Annotated in this window: 16 protein-coding genes; all 16 read right to left on the reverse strand. The window is 59.9% G+C overall.

Translation table 11 applies throughout. The annotated features are described in order from the left end of the window. Positions 1–12: 12 nt before the first annotated feature. The gene (locus NTX71_08030) at positions 13–411 is read right to left on the reverse strand and encodes a hypothetical protein (protein MCX6339851.1); all 399 of its coding nucleotides are present in this window, start codon (positions 409–411) and stop codon (positions 13–15) included. A 235-nt stretch (positions 412–646) separates the two neighbouring features. Next, on the reverse strand, positions 647–1,909 hold the full coding sequence (gene murA / locus NTX71_08035) for a UDP-N-acetylglucosamine 1-carboxyvinyltransferase (protein MCX6339852.1): 1,263 nt from the start codon (positions 1,907–1,909) through the stop codon (positions 647–649). Positions 1,910–2,113: 204 nt separating this feature from the next. Beyond that, positions 2,114–2,995: a peptide chain release factor N(5)-glutamine methyltransferase gene (gene prmC / locus NTX71_08040; GenBank protein ID MCX6339853.1), complete on the reverse strand. Its 882-nt coding sequence runs from the start codon at positions 2,993–2,995 to the stop codon at positions 2,114–2,116. A gap of 38 nt (positions 2,996–3,033) precedes the next feature. After that, complete coding sequence (gene prfA / locus NTX71_08045; GenBank protein ID MCX6339854.1) at positions 3,034–4,104, reverse strand: peptide chain release factor 1; 1,071 nt, start codon at positions 4,102–4,104, stop codon at positions 3,034–3,036. A 68-nt stretch (positions 4,105–4,172) separates the two neighbouring features. Next, the gene (gene rpmE, locus NTX71_08050; GenBank protein MCX6339855.1) at positions 4,173–4,592 is read right to left on the reverse strand and encodes a 50S ribosomal protein L31; all 420 of its coding nucleotides are present in this window, start codon (positions 4,590–4,592) and stop codon (positions 4,173–4,175) included. Between the two features lie 100 nt (positions 4,593–4,692). Beyond that, positions 4,693–6,021, reverse strand: a complete 1,329-nt coding sequence (gene rho, locus NTX71_08055) for a transcription termination factor Rho (protein MCX6339856.1) — start codon at positions 6,019–6,021, stop codon at positions 4,693–4,695. 62 nt (positions 6,022–6,083) lie between these two features. After that, the gene (gene coaE / locus NTX71_08060) at positions 6,084–6,689 is read right to left on the reverse strand and encodes a dephospho-CoA kinase (protein MCX6339857.1); all 606 of its coding nucleotides are present in this window, start codon (positions 6,687–6,689) and stop codon (positions 6,084–6,086) included. Between the two features lie 388 nt (positions 6,690–7,077). Beyond that, positions 7,078–9,732 carry a DNA polymerase I gene (gene polA / locus NTX71_08065; GenBank protein ID MCX6339858.1) on the reverse strand — a complete coding sequence of 885 codons (2,655 nt, stop codon included), beginning with the start codon at positions 9,730–9,732 and terminating at the stop codon, positions 7,078–7,080. 286 nt (positions 9,733–10,018) lie between these two features. After that, the gene (locus NTX71_08070) at positions 10,019–11,080 is read right to left on the reverse strand and encodes a type IV pilus twitching motility protein PilT (protein ID MCX6339859.1); all 1,062 of its coding nucleotides are present in this window, start codon (positions 11,078–11,080) and stop codon (positions 10,019–10,021) included. 11 nt (positions 11,081–11,091) lie between these two features. After that, positions 11,092–12,363 carry a nickel pincer cofactor biosynthesis protein LarC gene (gene larC, locus NTX71_08075; GenBank protein ID MCX6339860.1) on the reverse strand — a complete coding sequence of 424 codons (1,272 nt, stop codon included), beginning with the start codon at positions 12,361–12,363 and terminating at the stop codon, positions 11,092–11,094. Between the two features lie 32 nt (positions 12,364–12,395). Continuing rightward, the gene (gene larB, locus NTX71_08080; protein MCX6339861.1) at positions 12,396–13,148 is read right to left on the reverse strand and encodes a nickel pincer cofactor biosynthesis protein LarB; all 753 of its coding nucleotides are present in this window, start codon (positions 13,146–13,148) and stop codon (positions 12,396–12,398) included. A gap of 59 nt (positions 13,149–13,207) precedes the next feature. After that, positions 13,208–14,251 carry a tRNA (adenosine(37)-N6)-threonylcarbamoyltransferase complex transferase subunit TsaD gene (gene tsaD / locus NTX71_08085; protein MCX6339862.1) on the reverse strand — a complete coding sequence of 348 codons (1,044 nt, stop codon included), beginning with the start codon at positions 14,249–14,251 and terminating at the stop codon, positions 13,208–13,210. 522 nt (positions 14,252–14,773) lie between these two features. Next, the gene (locus NTX71_08090) at positions 14,774–16,114 is read right to left on the reverse strand and encodes a S41 family peptidase (GenBank protein ID MCX6339863.1); all 1,341 of its coding nucleotides are present in this window, start codon (positions 16,112–16,114) and stop codon (positions 14,774–14,776) included. A gap of 2 nt (positions 16,115–16,116) precedes the next feature. Continuing rightward, positions 16,117–17,370 (reverse strand): S41 family peptidase, encoded by a 1,254-nt coding sequence (locus NTX71_08095; protein ID MCX6339864.1) that lies wholly within the window; start codon positions 17,368–17,370, stop codon positions 16,117–16,119. A gap of 65 nt (positions 17,371–17,435) precedes the next feature. Next, positions 17,436–18,449, reverse strand: coding sequence for a transketolase family protein (locus NTX71_08100; GenBank protein MCX6339865.1), 1,014 nt, complete (start codon positions 18,447–18,449; stop codon positions 17,436–17,438). Positions 18,450–18,453: 4 nt separating this feature from the next. Then, positions 18,454–19,311: a transketolase gene (locus NTX71_08105; protein ID MCX6339866.1), complete on the reverse strand. Its 858-nt coding sequence runs from the start codon at positions 19,309–19,311 to the stop codon at positions 18,454–18,456. Between the last annotated feature and the right edge of the window lie 123 nt (positions 19,312–19,434).

Below are 19,434 nucleotides of genomic sequence, written 5' to 3' on the forward strand. Positions count from 1 at the left end.
CGGGAACGCGCACTATCTCCTAAAAAAGAACGTCCCCGCGAAGCGGTGGGCGGAGCGGCTGATAATGCTGTAGCATATGATTGAGGTCGGGTTGGTGAACGCATCCAGCAGTAGATGAATGGCCATCCCGAACCCGAGAGGAACGAGAACGACTCCCGCAGCGGGGAGAAACCAACCTGCCATGAGTGCCATCGCGACCAGCTCCCATGAGTGGAGCACCACGTAGACATTTACCAGCCTCGCGCCGGTGAGCACCTCAAAGAAATGGCGCAGATCGAATCCGCGCTTCTCTGTACGATAGGGGTACCGCGCGTAATCGTAGAGGTGATCGAGGTCAATGAGCGTTCCCCCGACGATGCTCCACGCGCTGACCGCCAGCGAACGAAAAATGCAATAGAGGATCCCGCCCACGGCAACTGACGCGACGAGGTGGATTCGTGCCTTGATACGATGTTCCCTCCACGTTCGATCTATTCATATATGCAAGCTAATTTATAACCACTGATAAACACAGATAGGGCTACAGCTGAAAGTGTAAAGTTGAAGTTTTAAGATGATATCATTTCTTTGAACTTTAGGCCTTACACTTATGGCCGTAGTATTCATCTGTGGTTTTACATATATGATTTTTTAACATGAGTTGCATTTAGCCGGTGCGTTCGATTTCGGCCCCGACATTCCGCAACTTCCCCACGATGTCCTCGTACCCGCGGTCAATGTGGTAGACCCTGTCCACCACCGTCTCGCCGCGCGCAACCAGCCCCGCGAGGATGAGGGCCGCGCTGGCCCTCAGGTCGGACGCCATCACGGGGGCGCCGCTCAGCGCCCGCACCCCCTTGACGATCGCGCTGGAACCCTCAAGCGATATGCAGGCTGCCATCCGGTTCAGCTCGGGAACATGCATGAAGCGCTCGGTGAACACCTTCTCCGTGATCACGCTGATGCCGGGGGATATCGCCATGAGAGCGATCAGCTGCGCCTGGAGGTCGGTGGGGAACCCGGGATAGGGATGCGTGGTGACATCTACGACCCGCCTCTTCTCTCCTCCCCTCACCCGCATCGTCCGCGCTCCGGCGTGAATGGAAACACCGGCTCCCTCAAGCGTTTCGATCACCGCCCGCAGGTGGGCCGCCCTGCACCCCTTGAGCGTCAGATCACCCCCCGTGATGGCCGCCGCGATCATATAGGTCCCCGCCTCGATGCGGTCAGGGATGAGATCGTACGCGGCTCCGCGAAGGCTCTTCACGCCCTCGACCACGAGCGAGTGCGAGCCCACGCCCTCGATCCGCGCTCCCATCTTCCTGAGAAACTGCGCCAGGTCAACAACCTCTGGCTCGCAGGCGGCGCCCTCGATCCGCGTGACACCCTTTGTCTTCACCGCAGCCATCAATACATTGGCAGTCGCCAGCACACTCGAACTAAAGCGGCCCCCGAGAAATACATCCGCCCCTCGCATACGCTTCCCGTCCGCGATGACAAAACCATGGGAGAGGTCCACGGCGGCGCCGAGCTGCTTCATCCCCTTGAGGTGGAGATCAATCGGCCTGTTGCCGATGGCGCACCCTCCCGGCAGGGATATGCGCGCCCTGCCGATCGCCCCCAGGAGGGGGCCGAGCACGCATATTGACGCGCGCATTTTGCGCACGAGCTCATAGGGGGCGGTGGGATTGTCCAGCCCGCGCGGATCAATCACCATCTCATGGGGCGAGGGGCGCTCGATGCGGGCGCCGAGCGAGGTGAGAATATCGGCCATGGTAGTGATGTCGGTCACCCGGGGGACGTTTGTGATGCTCGATGGACTGTCGCCGAGCAGCGCGGCCGCCATGATCGGCAGGGCGGCATTCTTGGAGCCGCCGATCTGCACCGTCCCCCTGAGCCTCCTGCCCCCCTTCACTATGATCTTGTCCATAATCCCATCCTTCTACGTTTTTCACCACGGAGGACACGAAGGTTGATTGTAAACCAGTTAGCCGCGGATTTGCGCGGATTATCACGGATAGAAACTGATTTCACTTTAAACCTCAATCCAATCCGTGTCCATCCGTGTGCATCCGCGGCTCATTATTAAAATATTTTTCTCCGTGCTCTCCGTGCCTCCGTGGTAAAACAATTTTCATTTTTTAACGGCGAGTACGACCCGCTCTATGCCTGAATAATCCCTGTGGATCTCCGTGCGGCCATATTCCCCGGAGCGTGCGATCAGCTCCTTCACGGCGCGGGCCTGCCCCGCTCCAACCTCGATGAGCAGCCGCCCCCCCCTCCGGAGACAGCGCGGGGCCCCGGCGACGAGCCGGCCGATCATCCCCAATCCGTTCTCGCCGCCGTAGAGCGCGATCTTCGGCTCCCGCTCTCTCACCTCCCTGGGCAGCGCTGCCCACTCGCCGGCGGACACGTAGGGCGGGTTCGAAACGACCATGTCCAGACGATCCCGACCGGCGCCTGTGAACGGTTCGAGGAGATCCCCCGCGAGCAGGCTGATGGCGCCGTCAACGCCGTTGGCGCGCGCGTTGGCTTCGGCGAGGGCGAGGGCGTCCGCCGAGATATCAGTGGCGTATATGAAGACATCGCTGCGCGACCGTGCGAGGGAGATCGCGATATTGCCGCTCCCGGTCCCTATATCGGCGACATACCTCACCCCCGCACCCGTTTCCCTGTCCAGCTCTTTGAGGGCGAGCTCCACGAGCAGCTCCGTCTCCGGCCGGGGAATGAGCACCCGATCGTTCACGCGCAGCGTCACGCCATAAAATTCAACCGATCCCACGAGGTGCCACAGCGGGTACCGGTTGAGCCTCTTCTCTATATACCCGCGCACGAGCTCCAGCTCGCGCGGCGAGAGGCGATAGTCATAGTCGAGATAGAGTTCCGCGCGCTTCTTCCCCAGGATGTGTTCGAGGAGGACCTCGATGTTGTACCGCGCGTGGGGCACATCCCGGGTAAGGAAAAGCTCCCGCCCCCAGTTGATCACATCGATCACACGGTTGGATTTCAGTTCCATCTGTCGATTCAGGCCCCCGCCCCGATGCCGCGCAGGGCTCACAGGTTCTTCAGCTTCTCCTCCCGGTCATTCAGGAGGAAGGCGGCGGTCAGCTCCTCCATGTTCCCCGCGATAACGTTCTCTAAATTATAAATCGTCAGTCCGATGCGGTGATCCGTTACCCTGTTCTGGGGAAAGTTGTAGGTGCGAATCTTCGCGCTGCGGTCACCGGTGGAAATCTGCGACCGTCGCAGGTGGGACATCTGCGTGGCCTGCTCCGCCTCCATCGCCTCCTTCAACCTCGCCCGCAGCACCCGCAGCGCCTTCGCCTTGTTCTTGTGCTGTGATTTTTCATCCTGGCAGGTGACGATGAGCCCAGTGGGGAGATGGGTGATGCGGACCGCCGAATCGGTGGTATTCACGCTCTGACCCCCGGGCCCCGAGGAGCGGTACACATCCACGCGTATCTCGCTCGGATCTATCTCCACCTCCACCTCTTCGGCCTCGGGGAGCACCGCGACAGTCGCCGCCGAGGTGTGGATTCGGCCGCTCGCCTCAGTCACCGGCACGCGCTGAACCCGGTGCACGCCGCTCTCGTATTTCATGCTCCGGTAGACGTCTTTCCCCTCGACGGAGAAGATAATCTCCTTGAAGCCGCCGATGCCGGTGGGATGACTGTCCATCGTCTCAACCCTCCACCCCATCTTCTCGGCGTACTTTGAATACATGCGGAAGAGGTCAGCGACAAAAAGCCCCGCCTCCTCGCCCCCCGTTCCCGCGCGGATCTCAACAATCGTGTCCCGGTCATCGTCCTTATCCCTGGGGAGGAGAGAGAGCATGATTTCCTCTTCGAGTTTCTTCCGCCGGTCAGTGAGCGACCGGATCTCACCCTCGACGAGCGTCGCGAACGCATCGTCCCCGTGAGACTCCTTGAGCAGCCGCTGGTTCTCATCGATCTCGCGCAGCACCTTGGTGTACTCTCCATAAAGGGAGAGGACATCCCTGAGGCTTGCGTGCTCCTGGGCGAGGCTGCGGTATCTCGCCTGTTGGCGGATGACCGCGGGGTCGCTCATCTGCTCTTCGATGGTCTTGAGCCGCGCGGACAGCACTTCCATGCGCGCATCAAACATATTCCCTCTCTCTTCCATGGCTCGTGAGCTCCAACGGCCGGCTTATAACCGGGCCAAGCGCGGCGCGTTCATTCTGCGGGTTCAGCGCCCGGGGCAGCCTGAGGCGCTCCCCCCTCCGCGGGGCCTGCCGGGGGCTGCCCTGCGGCGGGCGGCGCGCCCTCGGGAGCAGGGGGTGCCTCCCGTGCGGGGGGTTCAGCGGCGCCCTCCGCGGCAACGGGACGGGCTCCCGCCTCCACCGCAGGGACCGTAGTTTCTCCCGCTCTCGTGCGGATCTTTTTCTTCGCGATCTTCACGCCGGCGTACTTCTTCATGAATTTTTCCACGCGACCGGCGGTATCGAGATACTTCTGCGTCCCCGTGAAAAACGGGTGGCACTTGGAACAGACGCCGACCTTGATCTCTTTCTTCGTCGAGCGCGTCTGGATCACCTCTCCGCAGGCGCAGATGATCGTCGCGTCCGCGTACTTGGGATGAATGTCCTTCTTCATAAAATCCTCCATTTCTGAATAAAGTAGTTAGTAGTTAGTATCTAGTAGTTAGGGAATGATGCCCTAGCTACTGACTGCTAGCTACTGGCTACTTTTTTTATCACTGGTTCAGCGACATAAGGAACTCGGCGTTGCTCTTCGTCTTCTTGACCTTTTCGACAATCAGCTCCATGACCTCCACCGGATTGAGCCCGCCGAGCGCCTTGCGCAGGATCCAGACCTTGGCGAGCTCGTCCGGGTGCAGGAGCAGCTCCTCTTTCCGCGTGCCGGATTTCTCGATATCAATCGCGGGGAAGATCCTCTTGTCAACGAGGCGGCGGTCGAGGTGGAGCTCCATGTTGCCGGTCCCCTTGAACTCTTCGAAGATCACGTCGTCCATGCGGCTCCCGGTGTCAATGAGGGCGGTCGCGATGATCGTAAGGCTCCCCCCCTCCTCGATGTTGCGCGCGGCGCCAAAAAACCGCTTCGGTTTCTGGAGCGCGTTGGAATCCACGCCGCCGGAGAGAATCTTGCCGCTGTGCGGTTGAATAACGTTGTACGCGCGGGCCAGCCGGGTAATGCTGTCCAGCAGGATGACCACGTCCCGCTTGTGCTCCACGAGCCGCCTCGCCTTGTTGATCACCATCTCCGCCCCCTGCACGTGCCGGTCCGCCGGCTCATCGAATGTTGAACTCACCACCTCACCCTTGACCGTCCGCTCCATGTCCGTGACCTCCTCTGGACGCTCGTCTATGAGGAGCACGATGAGGTAGCACGCGGGGTTGTTCGCGGTGATGCTGTTCGCAACCGCCTGGAGGAGCATCGTCTTGCCCGCCCGGGGCGGGGAGACAATCAGTCCGCGCTGCCCCTTGCCGATCGGCGTGAGGAGGTCGAACACCCTCATGCTGGTATTCTCCGGCGTGGTCTCCATGATGAGACGCTCGCGGGGATAGAGGGGGGTGAGGTTATCGAACAGGATCTTGTCCTTGGCCTTCTCCGGATCCTCATAGTTGATCGCCTCGACGCGAATGAGCGCGAAGTAACGCTCCTTGTCCTTCGGTGGCCGGATCTGCCCGGAGACGGTATCGCCCTTCTTGAGGTCAAATCTCCGTATCTGGGACGGCGACACGTAGATATCCTCGGGGCAGGGGAGGTAGTTATAGTTCTGCGAGCGAAGAAAACCAAAACCGTCGGGGAGAATTTCGAGACAGCCCTCGCCGAACATGAGTCCGTTCTCCACAGCCTTGGCCTTGAGAATTTCAAAAATGAGCTGATGCTTCTTCAATGTCGCGATGCCGAGGATCTTCAGATCTTTGCCCATCTTGCTGAGCTGCGAGACGGTCATCTGCTGAAGCTTGCTGATATTGACCTGCTCTCCCTTCCCCGGAGCCGCCTCCCGCCCGCGGGGAACCCTCGGAGTCTCCACGCCCGCCGCGCTCGTCGCGGTCATCTCCGCCGCACCGTTATTCGTGCTGTTGGTCTGCTGCACCGGTTCGCTCTTCGTTCTCTGTCTCACGCGCTACCTCCTGTTAGTATTCTCCACATATCCCTCACCTGTCGCTCTGTATTTTTAAGCGTTCCGCCGTTGTCGATCACAAAATCAGAACGCCTTATTTTCTCCGCGATGGGCATCTGCATCCTCACCCTGCGCTCGATCTCCCTCCGCGAGAGCCCATCCCTCTCACCGCAGCGCGCGACCTGCGCTTCGCGCGGGCACGCGACGACGACCGTTCTGTCAAACTCGCCCTCCAGGCCAACCTCGAAGAGGAGCGGCACGTCGGCGACCGCCACGGCGTACTCCCCCTCTCTGGCGGCGCGGGCGAGCTTCAGCCTCATCTCCCGTATCACCGGCGGGTGCACAATGGCGTTTAAACGCTTCACCTTCCGCGGATCACTGAAGACGATTCCGGCGAGGGCGCGCCGATCTATGGACCGATCGGCCCTGAGGACGCCCCTGCCGAATGCCTCGACGATCCGCCTCCACGCCCGCCGCCCCGGCCGTACCGTTTCACGTGCGAGCTCATCGGCGTCAACCACGAGGGCCCCGCGGCGGGCAAACATCTTCGCCACGGTCGCCTTCCCCGTCCCCATGCCGCCCGTTAATCCTATCCGTATCAATGACCCGGCTCCATCATCAGAAAGCAACAATATCAATTGCCCGGATTGAACCGTCTAAACTGTTTAAGTCGTTTAAATCGTTCAAATAATCGCGCCGACTCGCCCCCGCTCCGGTTCGAAGGTAATGTCAAAAGATATTGTAAAGCAACCACAGATTTCTCTGATTATTTACGCCTTTTCTGAGTAAATCAGTGGTGATTCATCTGTGGTAACATCCGTATAATTAAGCCGCTGTATGGAAATTCTTTTCTTTCTCCATTTACCACAGATTTATTCACCACAGATTGGCGCAGACTTCCTCCCCCCCCAAAAATCTTCACAACTATCTGTGCAATCTGTGGTTGCATTCAGCTCTTTCATAGAACTTTTAACACTACCGGTTCGAAAGTCACAGCTCCCCCCAGTTCTTCCCCGTCTTCACGTGCGCCCTGATTGGAACGTTGAGTTTCCAGACGCCTTCCATTTTCGCGCTCACCATGTCGCCGAGAGACTGCGCCTGGCCGCCCGCCACCTCGAACAGGAGCTCGTCATGGATCTGAATCAGCATCGCCGCCCGCCACCTCCCCTCCCTGAGATCCTTCGCTATCTCCCGCATGGCGATCTTGATCAGGTCAGCGGATGATCCCTGGATAGGGGTATTGATCGCGATCCTGCGCCCCAGATCGCGGGTTGACTGACTGCGGCTCGTGAGCTCCGGCACCGCGCGCCGGCGGTTCAGCATGGTGCTGACATACCCCCGTTCGGTTGCCTCGACCAGGCTCTTCTCAATATAGTCACGCAGGCCGCGGTAGTGCTCAAAGTAACGGTCTATCACGCGCTGAGCCCCGGACGGCTCTATACCGAGCTCGCGCGCGAGGCCATAGGCGCTCATGCCGTACACGATCCCGAAGTTGACCGTCTTGGCCTGCCTCCTCATCTCGGGTGTCACCCGGGCCGGCTCGACGTCGAAGAGCGCGGCAGCCGTGCGGGTATGGATATCCTCGTCTCTCCGGAACGCCTCCATCAGCTCCCTGTCCCCTGAGAGGTGCGCAAGGATGCGGAGGTCGATCTGCGAATAGTCCGCCGAGAGCAGCACCATCCCCTCGCTGCCGGGGATGAAGGCCTCCCTGATGCGCCGTCCCAGCTCGGTGCGAACAGGAATGTTCTGGAGGTTCGGGTCGCTCGACGACAGCCTCCCGGTCGCCGTCCCGGCCTGATTGAACGAGGTATGAATCCTCCCCGTGCGCGGGTTGACCATCCGAGGCAATGCGTCAACGTAGGTCGTCTTCAACTTGTTCAACTGCCGGTACTCGAGCAGCTTCGACGGCAAGGGATGGATTTTAGAGAGCTTCAGGAGCGCATCGTAATCGGTCGAGTGACCCGTTTTGATCTTCCGCGAGGCAGGCATCTTCAGCCTCTCGAACAACACCCGCCCGAGCTGCGCGGGGGAATTGATATTGAACGGTTCACCCGCCATCTCATAGATTGATTTTTCGAGCTCATCCAGCTGCGCCCCTATTTCACCGGACAGGCGCTCGAGCAGTGCCGTATCAATCCTGACGCCGACGGCCTCCATCTCCGCGAGCACCCCGACGAGCGGCATCTCAACCTCCTGGAAGAGCCCCCACATCCCCTGTTCCTCGAGGCGAGGCCGCGTCAGGCGGCACAGCCGCAGGGTGACATCCGCGTCTGCGCACGCGCAGTCGCAGACCGTCTTCAGCGGCACGTCCCTCATGCTGATCTGTTTCTTGCCCGCGCCGATCAGGTCCGAGATGGGCGTGAGCCTCATGTCCAGGTACTCGAGGGCGAGGTCAGCGAGGCCATAGGCCGCCTGTGAGGGATTGAGCAGATAGGCGGCGAGCATCGTGTCAAATGAACCCCCCCGCAGCTCCACGCCGCACCGCCTCAGGACGAGCATGTCATATTTGATGTTCTGACCTATTTTCCGAACGGCGGGGTTTTCAAGCACGGGACGGAGCGTGGCCATGATCTTCTCAGGCGCGAGGCTCCCGTTGAGGGGAACGTAAAAACCCTCTCCCGGCCGCCAGCTGAACGACACACCAACGGGATCAGCGCGCATCGGATCCCCGCCGGTGGTTTCCAGATTCATCGAAACCGCCTCCTGGCGAGCCAGCGCTGAGGCGAGTTCTTCCAGGGCGATTGCATCGGTGACGCACGCGTAGGCCTTCTCCCCCGATTCCGCCCCGCCGGCAACCTCCGCGTGGAGCTTTCTGAATTCGAACCTGCGGAAGAGCGCGGAGATCCTGTTTCGATCAGGACTCCTCACCAGGCACTCGTCGGGGCCAAATTCAAGCGGGACATCCCCCTTGAGCGTGACCAGTTCACGGGAGAGCCGCGCCTGATCGGCGAAACGCTTCAGGTTCTCCCGCCGTTTCTCCCCCTTGACCCGCTCCATATTCCCCAATACCCCCTCCAGATCACCGAACTCCCTCACGAGCTCGATTGCCGTCTTCTCGCCTATCCCGGGCACGCCAGGAATGTTATCGCTCGCGTCACCCGCGAGGGCGAGCACATCCACCACCTTCCCCGGCTCGACGCCGTAGCGCCGCATCACCGCGTCCTCATCATAGATCTCGCCGTTGTCCGGCCTGAAAACCGAGATGCCGCTCCCCACGAGCTGGAGCATGTCCTTGTCGCTCGTCACGAGATACACGTCGTAACCCGAACGTGATGCCGCGACTGCGAGGCTCCCCATGAGGTCGTCCGCCTCGAGGCCGTCTCGCTGGAGGATCATGATCCGGTATGCCTCGATGACCTCTTTGATGAGGGGGAGCTGCCCCAGGAGATCCTCCGGCATCGGCTTCCGGTGCGCCTTGTACGCCTCAAAGCGCTCATGGCGAAATGTGGGTGTTGCGCTGTCGAAGACAACGGCGATCGCGTCAGGCTTCCGCTCCCGCATGAGCTTCAGCAGCATGTTCGTAAACCCGTACACGGCGTTCGTCGGCTCCCCGGATGAAGTGCGCAGATCGCGGATGGCATAAAATGCCCTGTACGCGCATGACATGCCGTCTATGAGGAAAAGCTTCCGCCGTTGCAGGGTCAAACCCGAAGTTCTAAGTTGTCTATGGGAAGAAGCTTCCACCGTTGCACCTGCTACTGAAGATCGAACCACCCCACACCCCAGTGAACAGTGGAGAGTGGATAGTGTTATTAAGATCAGTCTCGTCTATTTAAGCTAAGAAACCTGCTATGGATTGCCGCTGGATTAACTTCATATAGGTTAGAAAGGGGTGGGATGATCGTCCCCTACAACACCTTCATCATAAAGGGTAGACTAGCACACCCACCATTCTGCCGTCAATAATTATTTTGATGACGTTGGGCGTCTCCTATTTGCTCCTCAGCTGGATCAAGATCTGCTCCGGATCCTGTGCCGCGGCCATCATCGACTCATAGCTGATCGTGCCCTTGCGGTACATCTCCATGAGCGACATATCCAGGGTCTTCATTCCGAACCTGGACCCCGTCTGAATATCAGACTGGATCCTGAATGTCTTATTTTCCCTGATCAGATTCTGGATTGACGGGGTGGCGATCATGATTTCAAATACCGCCACTCTCCCCCTGCCGCCCGCCCTCACCAGCAGGATCTGCGAGATGACCGCCACAATGCTCTGCGAGAGCTGTGATCTCACCTGGGCCTGTTGCCCGACGGGGAAGGCGTCAATGATGCGGTCCACCGTGCGCCCGGCTCCCGTGGTGTGGAGCGTGGAGAAGACGAGATGCCCGGTCTCCGCCGCCCTGATCGCAGCCTCCATGGTGGCGAGGTCGCGCATTTCACCGACAAGGATGACATCAGGATCCTGGCGCAACCCGCGGACGATGGCCTCGTGGAAATCGGGCACATCCACTTCAACCTCGCGCTGGGTAACAACCGCCTTGGCGTGGTCGTGAAAATATTCAATGGGATCTTCAATGGTGAGTATGTGGCACTCCTTCTCCTGATTGATGACATTGAGCATCGCCGCGAGGGTCGTGGTTTTTCCGCACCCGGTCGGCCCCGTGATAAGGACCATGCCGCGCGGCGCGTAGAGGAGGTTTTTGATCATCGGCGGGAGTCCGATCTCCTCCATGGTCATCATGCAGGAGGGGATCAGACGAAGCGCCATCGCGAACGACCCCTTCTGTTTATAGACGCTCACCCTGAAGCGCGCCCTGTCGCCGAAGCTGAATCCGAAATCCACTCCTCCCCGGGACCGCACCTTTTCCTGATTCTGGTCAGAGGTGATGCTCCTGACAAACTTCTCGGTATCGGTCGCGACGAGCGGGGGCATCTCCAGAGGCAGCAGCCTCCCATCCACGCGAATCGTCGGGGGGCACCCCACGCATATATGGAGATCAGAAGCCCCCTCCGCCACCACACGCTCCAGCAACTCCTTCATGTCAACCATGACCTATCACCTCATTTCTGGTTATAGTAAATGTTTTTGTCAAAAAGCAATGCTTTTCTCTTTTTTATTTCTGCCTCGGCCGCCCGCGAGGCGGCCGCCATCACCCTGATGAGGGGGACGCCGCGCTTTGATGCCAGGCGGGCGCAGTCGTCGTGCTCGGGCGAGACGCTGACATGGCCGTCCGGCCGCTTCGCCAGCTTCACCCGCACGCGCCCGTAGGGCGTCCGCGCGCTCACCACCACCCTCGGGAGAATCAGGCGCTGCGCCTCGCTGAACCGCACGCCGAGCGTCGTGCTCTCCATAAAGATGATATCCGCCACGAGGGGTATCTTCTCCGGCGCGCACAGCACCGTGAGGAGCTGCCCGGGCCTGTTCTTCTTCATCATGATCTGAGTGATATACACATCGAGCGCCCCGCCGGCATACAATCTTCCGCTCAGGTAGTCGTAAATGGCGGGCGACATGTCATCTATCTCGGTTTGGACCACCCCCACCGCATCCGTTTCGCAACAATCCCCCCCCTGGCCAATCACGAGGCGCAGGAGATTCGGAAATTCCTTGAACTGCTCCCCGCCCGCCCCGTAGCCCACATGGGTTATCCTCATCGCCGGCATCTGCCCGATCCGATTCGCGCAGGCCTTTAAAATGGCGGCACCGGTGGGGGTAACCATCTCGCCGTGGATCCTGTGCTGATAGACCGGCATGCCCCTCATGAGCTCGGCCGTCGCGGGCGCGGGAACCGGCAACGTCCCGTGCGCGCACTCCACCGTGCCCGAATTCCAGGGGAGCGCCGAGGAATAGATTTCACTCACGCCCAGCGCGTGCAATCCGGCGAGCGAACCAATCACATCAACAAGCGCATCAACCGCGCCGAGCTCGTGGAAATGTGCGCGGGCGAGCCTGGTCCTATGAACCCTCGACTCCGCCCGTGCCAGTTCCAGGAAGGCCCGCTCGGCTCCCGCGCTGACACGCTCCGGGAGCTTGCTCCGCCGCACGATCGCGAGGATGTCCCTGATCCCGCGGACCCTCTTCCCCGCTCCTGGCTCAACACGAACGATGACCCTCGTCCCCCCCAAACCGCCGCGCGTCACGCGCCGCGCATCGAGCCGATATCCCCTCACGGGGACACGGCTGAGGGCGCGCTCGAGCTCCTTCAGTTTCAAGCCGGCATCGAGGAGCGCCCCGAGAATCATGTCGCCGCTGACCCCGGCGAAACAGTCGAAATAGGCAATTTTCATATACCGATGACCCGTCATTCGTCGCTCGTCGTTCGTACTTCGCATCTCGTTGCTAATCCCGATATACGAACCACGAATCACGAACGACGATTTATAAGGGCTGCGGCATAGCCCGCGCCGAACCCGTTGTCTATATTCACCACCGTGACCCCCGCAGCGCAGCTATTGAGCATCCCGAGGAGCGCGGCGATCCCTCTGAAACTCGCCCCATAACCGATGCTCGTCGGCACGGCGATCACGGGCGCGCCCACGAGCCCCCCCACCACGCTCGGCAGCGCCCCCTCCATGCCCGCGACGACAATGATCACCTGCGCGCGGGAGATCTCACGGATCTTACCGGCCACCCTGTGCAAACCCGCGACGCCCATGTCGTAGAACCGCGCTACCCGATTCCCCATCATCTCCGCGGTCACCGCCGCCTCTTCCGCCACCGGAGCGTCCGAGGTTCCCGCGCTCACCACGGCGATAAATCCGCGCGCCTTCCGAAGCTTCCGCTGCTCAACCGTCACCACCCTGCCGCGCGCGTGGTACACCGCCCCCCGGAACCGCTCGCGCAGGCGGCGGTACACCTCCTCCGAGGCCCTCGTCGCCAGAAGATTCTCTCCGGTCGAACAGATGCGCCAGGCGATTGCGTCAATCTCATCGAGCGTCTTCCCCTCGCAGAAAATCACCTCGGGGAATCCCTGTCTGAGCGCCCGGTGCCGATCCACGGTGCTGTGGCCGATCTCCTCGAACGGGAGATGCCTCAGCTTCTCCATCGCCGCCGCCACCGAAAGTTTCTTGCGGGCAACGTCTGAGAGAAGTTTCTTTATCAGGGATGGATTCATCATTTTTCGTGATGCGTCGTTCGTGAAGCGTGAAGCGCCTATAATGATTCACGCTTCACGTTTCACGCCTCACTCTTCACTAGTTTCAACCCGGGGGCGATGTCGAGGGACCAGTCGTCCCGCGCCCCGTCCGTGTACTTCCGGTATCCGAGTGCCGCCACCATCACCCCGTTGTCGGTACAGTACTCTTTCGGCGCGCAGCGCAGCTCGATCCCGATCGTCAGAGCGCCCTCACGCAATCGTCGCCTCAGTGATTCATTCCGGGCAACGCCCCCCGCGAGCATGATGCACCTGGCGCGCGCGCTGCGCGCGGCGTGCAGCGTTTTCTTCAGCAGCACCTCTATCACCGCCTCCTGAAAACCACGCGCGACACCGTCAATCTCATCCGCGCTCAGCGGTTTCCCCGCATGCTTCTTCAGCCAGTAGAGGACCGCCGTCTTCAGGCCGCTGAAGCTGAAATTCAAGTCGCCGCTCCCCAAGAGGGGGCGGGGGAAACTCACTCGCTCGCAGGCCGCGCGGCCCGTGCCGGGGTCCGATCCGCAGTGCATCGCACGAGCCTCTACCGCGGGGCCGCCGGGGAACGGGAGACCGATCATGGATGCGACCTTATCATACGCTTCACCGACCGCGTCATCCTGCGTCTGACCCAGGATCTCATAGCGCCCCCACCCCCTGAGGAGCGCGAGGAGCGTGTGCCCCCCGGATACCACAAGCGCGAGGGCGGGGAACTCCACATCGCCGGCGAGGGAACACGAATATATATGAGCCTCGATATGGTTGACGCCGAGCGCGGAAACGCCGAGGCCGTACGCGAGCCCCTTCGCGAAGCTCACGCCCGAGAGCAGGCAGCCCGCGAGCCCCGGCCCCCTCGTTACGGCGACCAGCTCGATCTGCGGGAGGCTCACCCCCGACTCACGCACGCACTTCTGGAGCATCGCACCGAGCAGGCGAAGGTGCTGGCGAGAGGCGAGTTCCGGGACGACACCCGCGTACGGTGCGTGGATATCTTCCTGGGACGCGACCGCCTCTGATAGAATCCGTTCACCATCCTCAACCAGCGCGATACCGGTCTCGTCGCATGAAGTCTCTATGCCCAGAACCAACACAATGATCCCCTTAACCTGTTCTATTCACCAACCGCTGATATTCTGCCTACCCGCCTTCAACGTTTTCTATCCACGGATTACACCGATTGCAACCACAGCAAAAGTTGAAAGTATAAGGTTTAAAGTGTACGTGCATCCTTTTGCTTTCAGCTTTAGGCTGTTTTTACATCCGTGAAAATCAGTGAAATCCGTGGATGTAACCTTTTATTATTGGAATCCGCTCAATCCGGAGAATCCGCGGCTACTATTATTCTTTCATGAATTATTCAGGTTAATTATATGGTAGAGGGTTGAGAGTTGAGGATGTTGATACTGCATGGCCCCCAACGCTCCGCACGCATCGCCCGACTCAATAAGTAATCTTCAAGTTATAGCAGCTATGTACCGGCTGTCATTCCCGCCCCGTTTTCACGGGGTAAACTGCAGCGGGAATCCAGCATAGAATCTGGACTCCTGCTTCCGCAGGAGTGACAGATGCTAAAACATCCACCCCTAACCGACCCATTACCTCAATACTCAGCCTCACAGGGCATTCGGTCTCTTGGCCGTTCCCTTCTTCGCGTGCAATGTATCGCTGCCGCGCCCGGGGGATGAACCCCTGTGCGCGAGGAGGCCCTGGAGCAGATCAACGGCTCTCTCCAGCTGCACATCGGTCACGTCGGAGAGCTTTTTGAGCTCCTCCTTCTCCTCGTCCATATCCTTGCTGTCGGGGTTATCGCTGATCATCTTCTCAAGCCGGTGCTTGACGAGCAGCTGTATTTCTTCTTCATCGGTCAGTTCCACAACAATGTCAGGCTCGATTCCGATTTTCTGGATACACCTCCCCTTTGGCGTGAAGTACTTCGCGGTGGTCAATCTCAGCGCGGAGCCGTCCGGGAGGGGCAGCACGCTCTGCACCGAGCCCTTGCCAAACGTCGTGCTCCCAAGAATAATCCCCCTCCCCCAATCCTGCACCGCTCCGGCAACGATTTCCGAGCCGCTGGCGCTCCCCTTATTCACCAGTACCACCAGCAGGCAGTCCGGAAACGCAGCCTTCCCGGGAGATTTGAATTCAATATTCTGCGTCCTGAGCCGCCCCTTCGTGTACACCAGGAGCTTCTCGCCGCCGATGAATTTGTCGGCGATCTCAATGGCGACCTGGAGCAACCCTCCCGGATTGTTGCGGAGGTCAAGGATGAGCGCGCGCATCCCCTTCTTTTTCAGATCCTGGATCGCCTTTTCAAAATCGCGCCCCGTGCGCTCCTGGAACTGCGTCATCCTCAGGTACCCGACACCGTCCTTGACGACCTTCGCGTCCTTGATGCTCTGGATCTGAATGTTCGCCCTGGTCATGGCGAATGGGAGCAGCTCCCCCGTCCCCGACCGCATCACCGTGATGCGCACCACGGTTCCCGGGGGCCCCCGCAGCTTCCGCACCGCTTCGACAAGGCTGAGGTCCTTGGTGGATTTACCCTCGATTTCGATGATGCGGTCACCTGCCCTCACGCCCGCCTTGAACGCGGGGGTATCCTCAATGGGAGACACCACGATCAGGAACTGATCCCTGATGGTAATCTCAATTCCCAGTCCGCCGAACTCCCCTTCCGTCTCAACCTTCATCTCCTTGTAGATTTCCTCATCCATGAACTGGCTGTGCGGATCGAGCGCGGCGCACATCCCCTTGAGCGCGCCGTAGGCCAGCTCGCTCTCCTTCACCTCCCGGTAATAGTTACTCTGGATGAGATCCAAGCCGCAGACAAAAAGGTCCAGATCTCTCTTGAGCGGCGCATCGGCGGCAGGGCTCGAGAAGGGGGCCGCAGTGAAGAGCAGATACCATGCCCCGAGACTCGCACACACCACCGCCGCTGTGTTACGCGTACGCACGGTCACTCCCTCTCCTGGGGGTTGATGATGCGGATGCCTTTAATCAGATCGATTGCGCGCTGCACCATGGGATCCAACGGCTTTTCCTCTTTCTTCTCTTTTACCTTTTTCTTCTCGGGCTTTTTCTCTTCAGCGGTTTCAGGGGGCAGCGGGGGGATCGGCACCTCGATGTCCGGGTCAAGCCCTTCGTCCTGAATTTCCTGCCCATCCGGCGTTTCATAGACCGCAGTGATCATCTGTATCACCGAACCGTCCTTGAGGTTGAAGGAGCCCTCCTCAAAGGCGCAGCCGAAACTCTTCTGCCCCATGAGCATGCCCCCTTTTCTCCCCTGGAACGCTCCCGCGAGCACCTCCGCGGCGCCGCTCGTCCCACCGTTGATGAGCACCACAAAGGGCCCCCTCTCAAAAACCGGTTTTGACTGCGATCTGAATTCCTTGCTGGTCCCCTCAGCCCTCCCCCTGAGCGTGGTGATGAGTTCCCCCTGGGGGAGGAGGAGCTCGGCAACGGCTATGGCGGCAGCAGTGTCACCCGCCGGGCAGTCTCTCAGATCTATGATGAGACCGTTCGCTCCCACTGCCTTCAGCTTTTTTAAACAATCCACGATGCCGGGAGCGGTGTGCGGGTCGAAGCGCGTGATGCGGAGCAGCCCTACCTTCTCCGCAAGCATCTCTGAGCGCGCCGGGGGTCCATCGATCTTCCCCGGCCTGATGGTGAGGTTGAGGAAATCGCGCTCGCCCCGCCGCGCCACCTGTAGGAGGAGTTCCTTCGAGGCGCTCCCCCTGAACTGATGCACGAGCTCGTCGAAGGGGCGCTCCTCTACAGACTCCTCACCGATCTTGAGGATGATATCGCCGCTCTTAAGGCCGCTCTTCCATGCCGGCCCATTCTCTATTGGCGCGACCACCGTGAGAAGCTTGTTCTTATACGCGACCTCCAGGCCGTACGTGCCAAGGTCCTGGGGAGGAGCCCCGCCCGCGGGAGTTACCTTCGGTTCCGGGGGAGGGATGTAATGACTGTAGCTGTCGAGAGACGCGAGCATCCCCCTCAGCGCGTCCTGTATGAGTTTCTCGGAGCTTACCTTCTCGATGTAATCCCGCTGAATGATCGTGATCACATCGGAGATGATATCGAGGGTCTTATAGATATTTGTCTCTCCGGCCTGAAGCGAGGCATCATGTGAGCAGACGAATATGGCGCCAGACGCAATCAGAACTAACACACACAGAAATCGTGCTATCCCTAACCTCGTTCTCATCGTATCTCCCTTGATTATCTCATTAGCCATGCCATGTTTTTGATTTTGTGCTTCTGCTCTGGGATTTATTTTGGATTTGTGATTTTACCCGCCTGCCCCCGCCTGCCGGACGGGCAGGGGTCGGGCAGGGATTTGGGATTTTCTTTTCTGCTCAGGGCTCTCTTCGCTGCCTTGCAGATATCCTCCACCGTCAATGCGTACTTCCGGAGCAACTCATCCGGCTCCCCGGACTGTCCGAACTTGTCGTGGATACCCACCATTTCAACCGGAACCGGGCAGTGACGGACGACCGCGTCGGCCACCGCGCTCCCGAGACCGCCGATCACTGAGTGCTCTTCAGCGGTCACCAGGGCGCCGCATTTTCGCGCCGCGCTGAAGACGGCCTGATCATCGAGCGGCTTGATGGTGTGCATATTTAAGACTACCGCCTCAATTCCTTCAACCGCCAAACGGCGCGCCGCCTGGAGAGCATGTGCGAGCATGATCCCGCAGGCGATAATCGCCAGATCCGTACCCTCCCTCATGCGAGCCGCTTTCCCGATGGTAAAGCGGCCCCCCTCATCCGTCACCTGTTCCGTTTTGGGCCTGCTCGTCCGGATATAGACCGGCCCCTTCAGTTCAGCGGCTGCGAATACTGCCTTCTTCGCCTCGAGCCAATCGCACGGCACGATCACCGTAAAATTGGGAATTGCCCTCATGAGCGCTATGTCCTCCACACACTGATGGGACATACCATCAGCCCCCACCGTGAGGCCGCCATGGCTCCCGACGATCTTCACATTCGCCCTCATCGCCCCGAGGGAATTACGCAGCTGCTCCCAGCAACGCCCGGCGGCAAAGATGGCAAAACTGGAGGCGAATACCGTCTTGCCCGAGAGGGCAAGGCCGACCGCCATGTTCACCATATTCTGCTCGGCGATCCCCGCATTAAAAAAGCGCTCGGGGAAAACCTTGGCGAACATGCCCGTTCGCGTCGATTCGGAGAGGTCGGCGTCGAGCACCACGACGTTCTGGTTCCTCTTGCCCAGCTCGACCAGCGCCTCACCGTAACCGTCCCGTGTCGCCTTGAGCGTGGCCATCCGCCTATCCCTCACCAAGTTCCATGAGCGCCTGCCTGGCTTCCTCCGGAGAGGGAGCCACGCCATGCCAGTTGGCCTTGGACTCCATGAATGAGACACCCCGCCCCTTTATCGTATGCGCCACGATGGCGGCAGGCTTCCCTTTTACCCCCGCGGCCCAATCGATCGCCGGAATGATCTGGCCGAAGTCGTGCCCGTCGATCTCCTTAACCTCCCAGCCGAAGGCACGCCACTTCTCGGGGATCGGTTCCGGATTCATGACATCCTGGATCCTTCCGTCTATCTGAAAGCCGTTGAAATCAATGATGGCGCACAGGTTGTCGAGCTTATAGTGCGCCGCCGCCATCGCCGCCTCCCACACCTCTCCTTCTTGAAGCTCTCCGTCCCCCAGGATGGCGTACACGCGGTAGTGCTTCCCGTCAAGTCTGCCGGCAAGCGCCATACCAACCGCTATCGATATGCCCTGCCCCAGAGAGCCGGTGGATGCCTCAACGCCGGGGGTTCTCGTCATGTCCGGATGCCCCTGGAGGATTGATCCCATCTTCCGGAGGCTGAGGAGGGTGCTCTTGGGGAAATAGCCGCACTCCCCCAGCACGGCGTACAGCGCGGGGACGGAGTGCCCTTTTGAAAGCACCACTCTATCCCTGTCCCTCCAGCGTGGATCTTTTGGGCGGTGATTCAATCTTGTGAAATAGAGGGCGGTGAGTATATCGCTGATCGAGAGGGAACCGCCAGGATGGCCCGAGCCGGCCCTGGCAAGCATCTTGATGATGCTTCGCCGCACAGCCCTCGCCCGCTCTTCCATTTCTCGTATGACGGAAGCCGTTACGGGGCGCTCGCTCGCTTTTATTGTATCTGGCATCTTTTCCACCTTATACACGTCACGAAGGGGGGAGGGTGATAGTACCAATGCTCGCGCGGACTGTCAATTTCAAATGCGCGCTGGGAGCTTCCCTATTTTCACCAGGAACCCTCACTGTTTTAC

The sequence above is a fragment of the Candidatus Auribacterota bacterium genome, from assembly GCA_026392035.1.
GTDB lineage: Bacteria > Auribacterota > Tritonobacteria > UBA1439 > UBA1439 > JAPLCX01.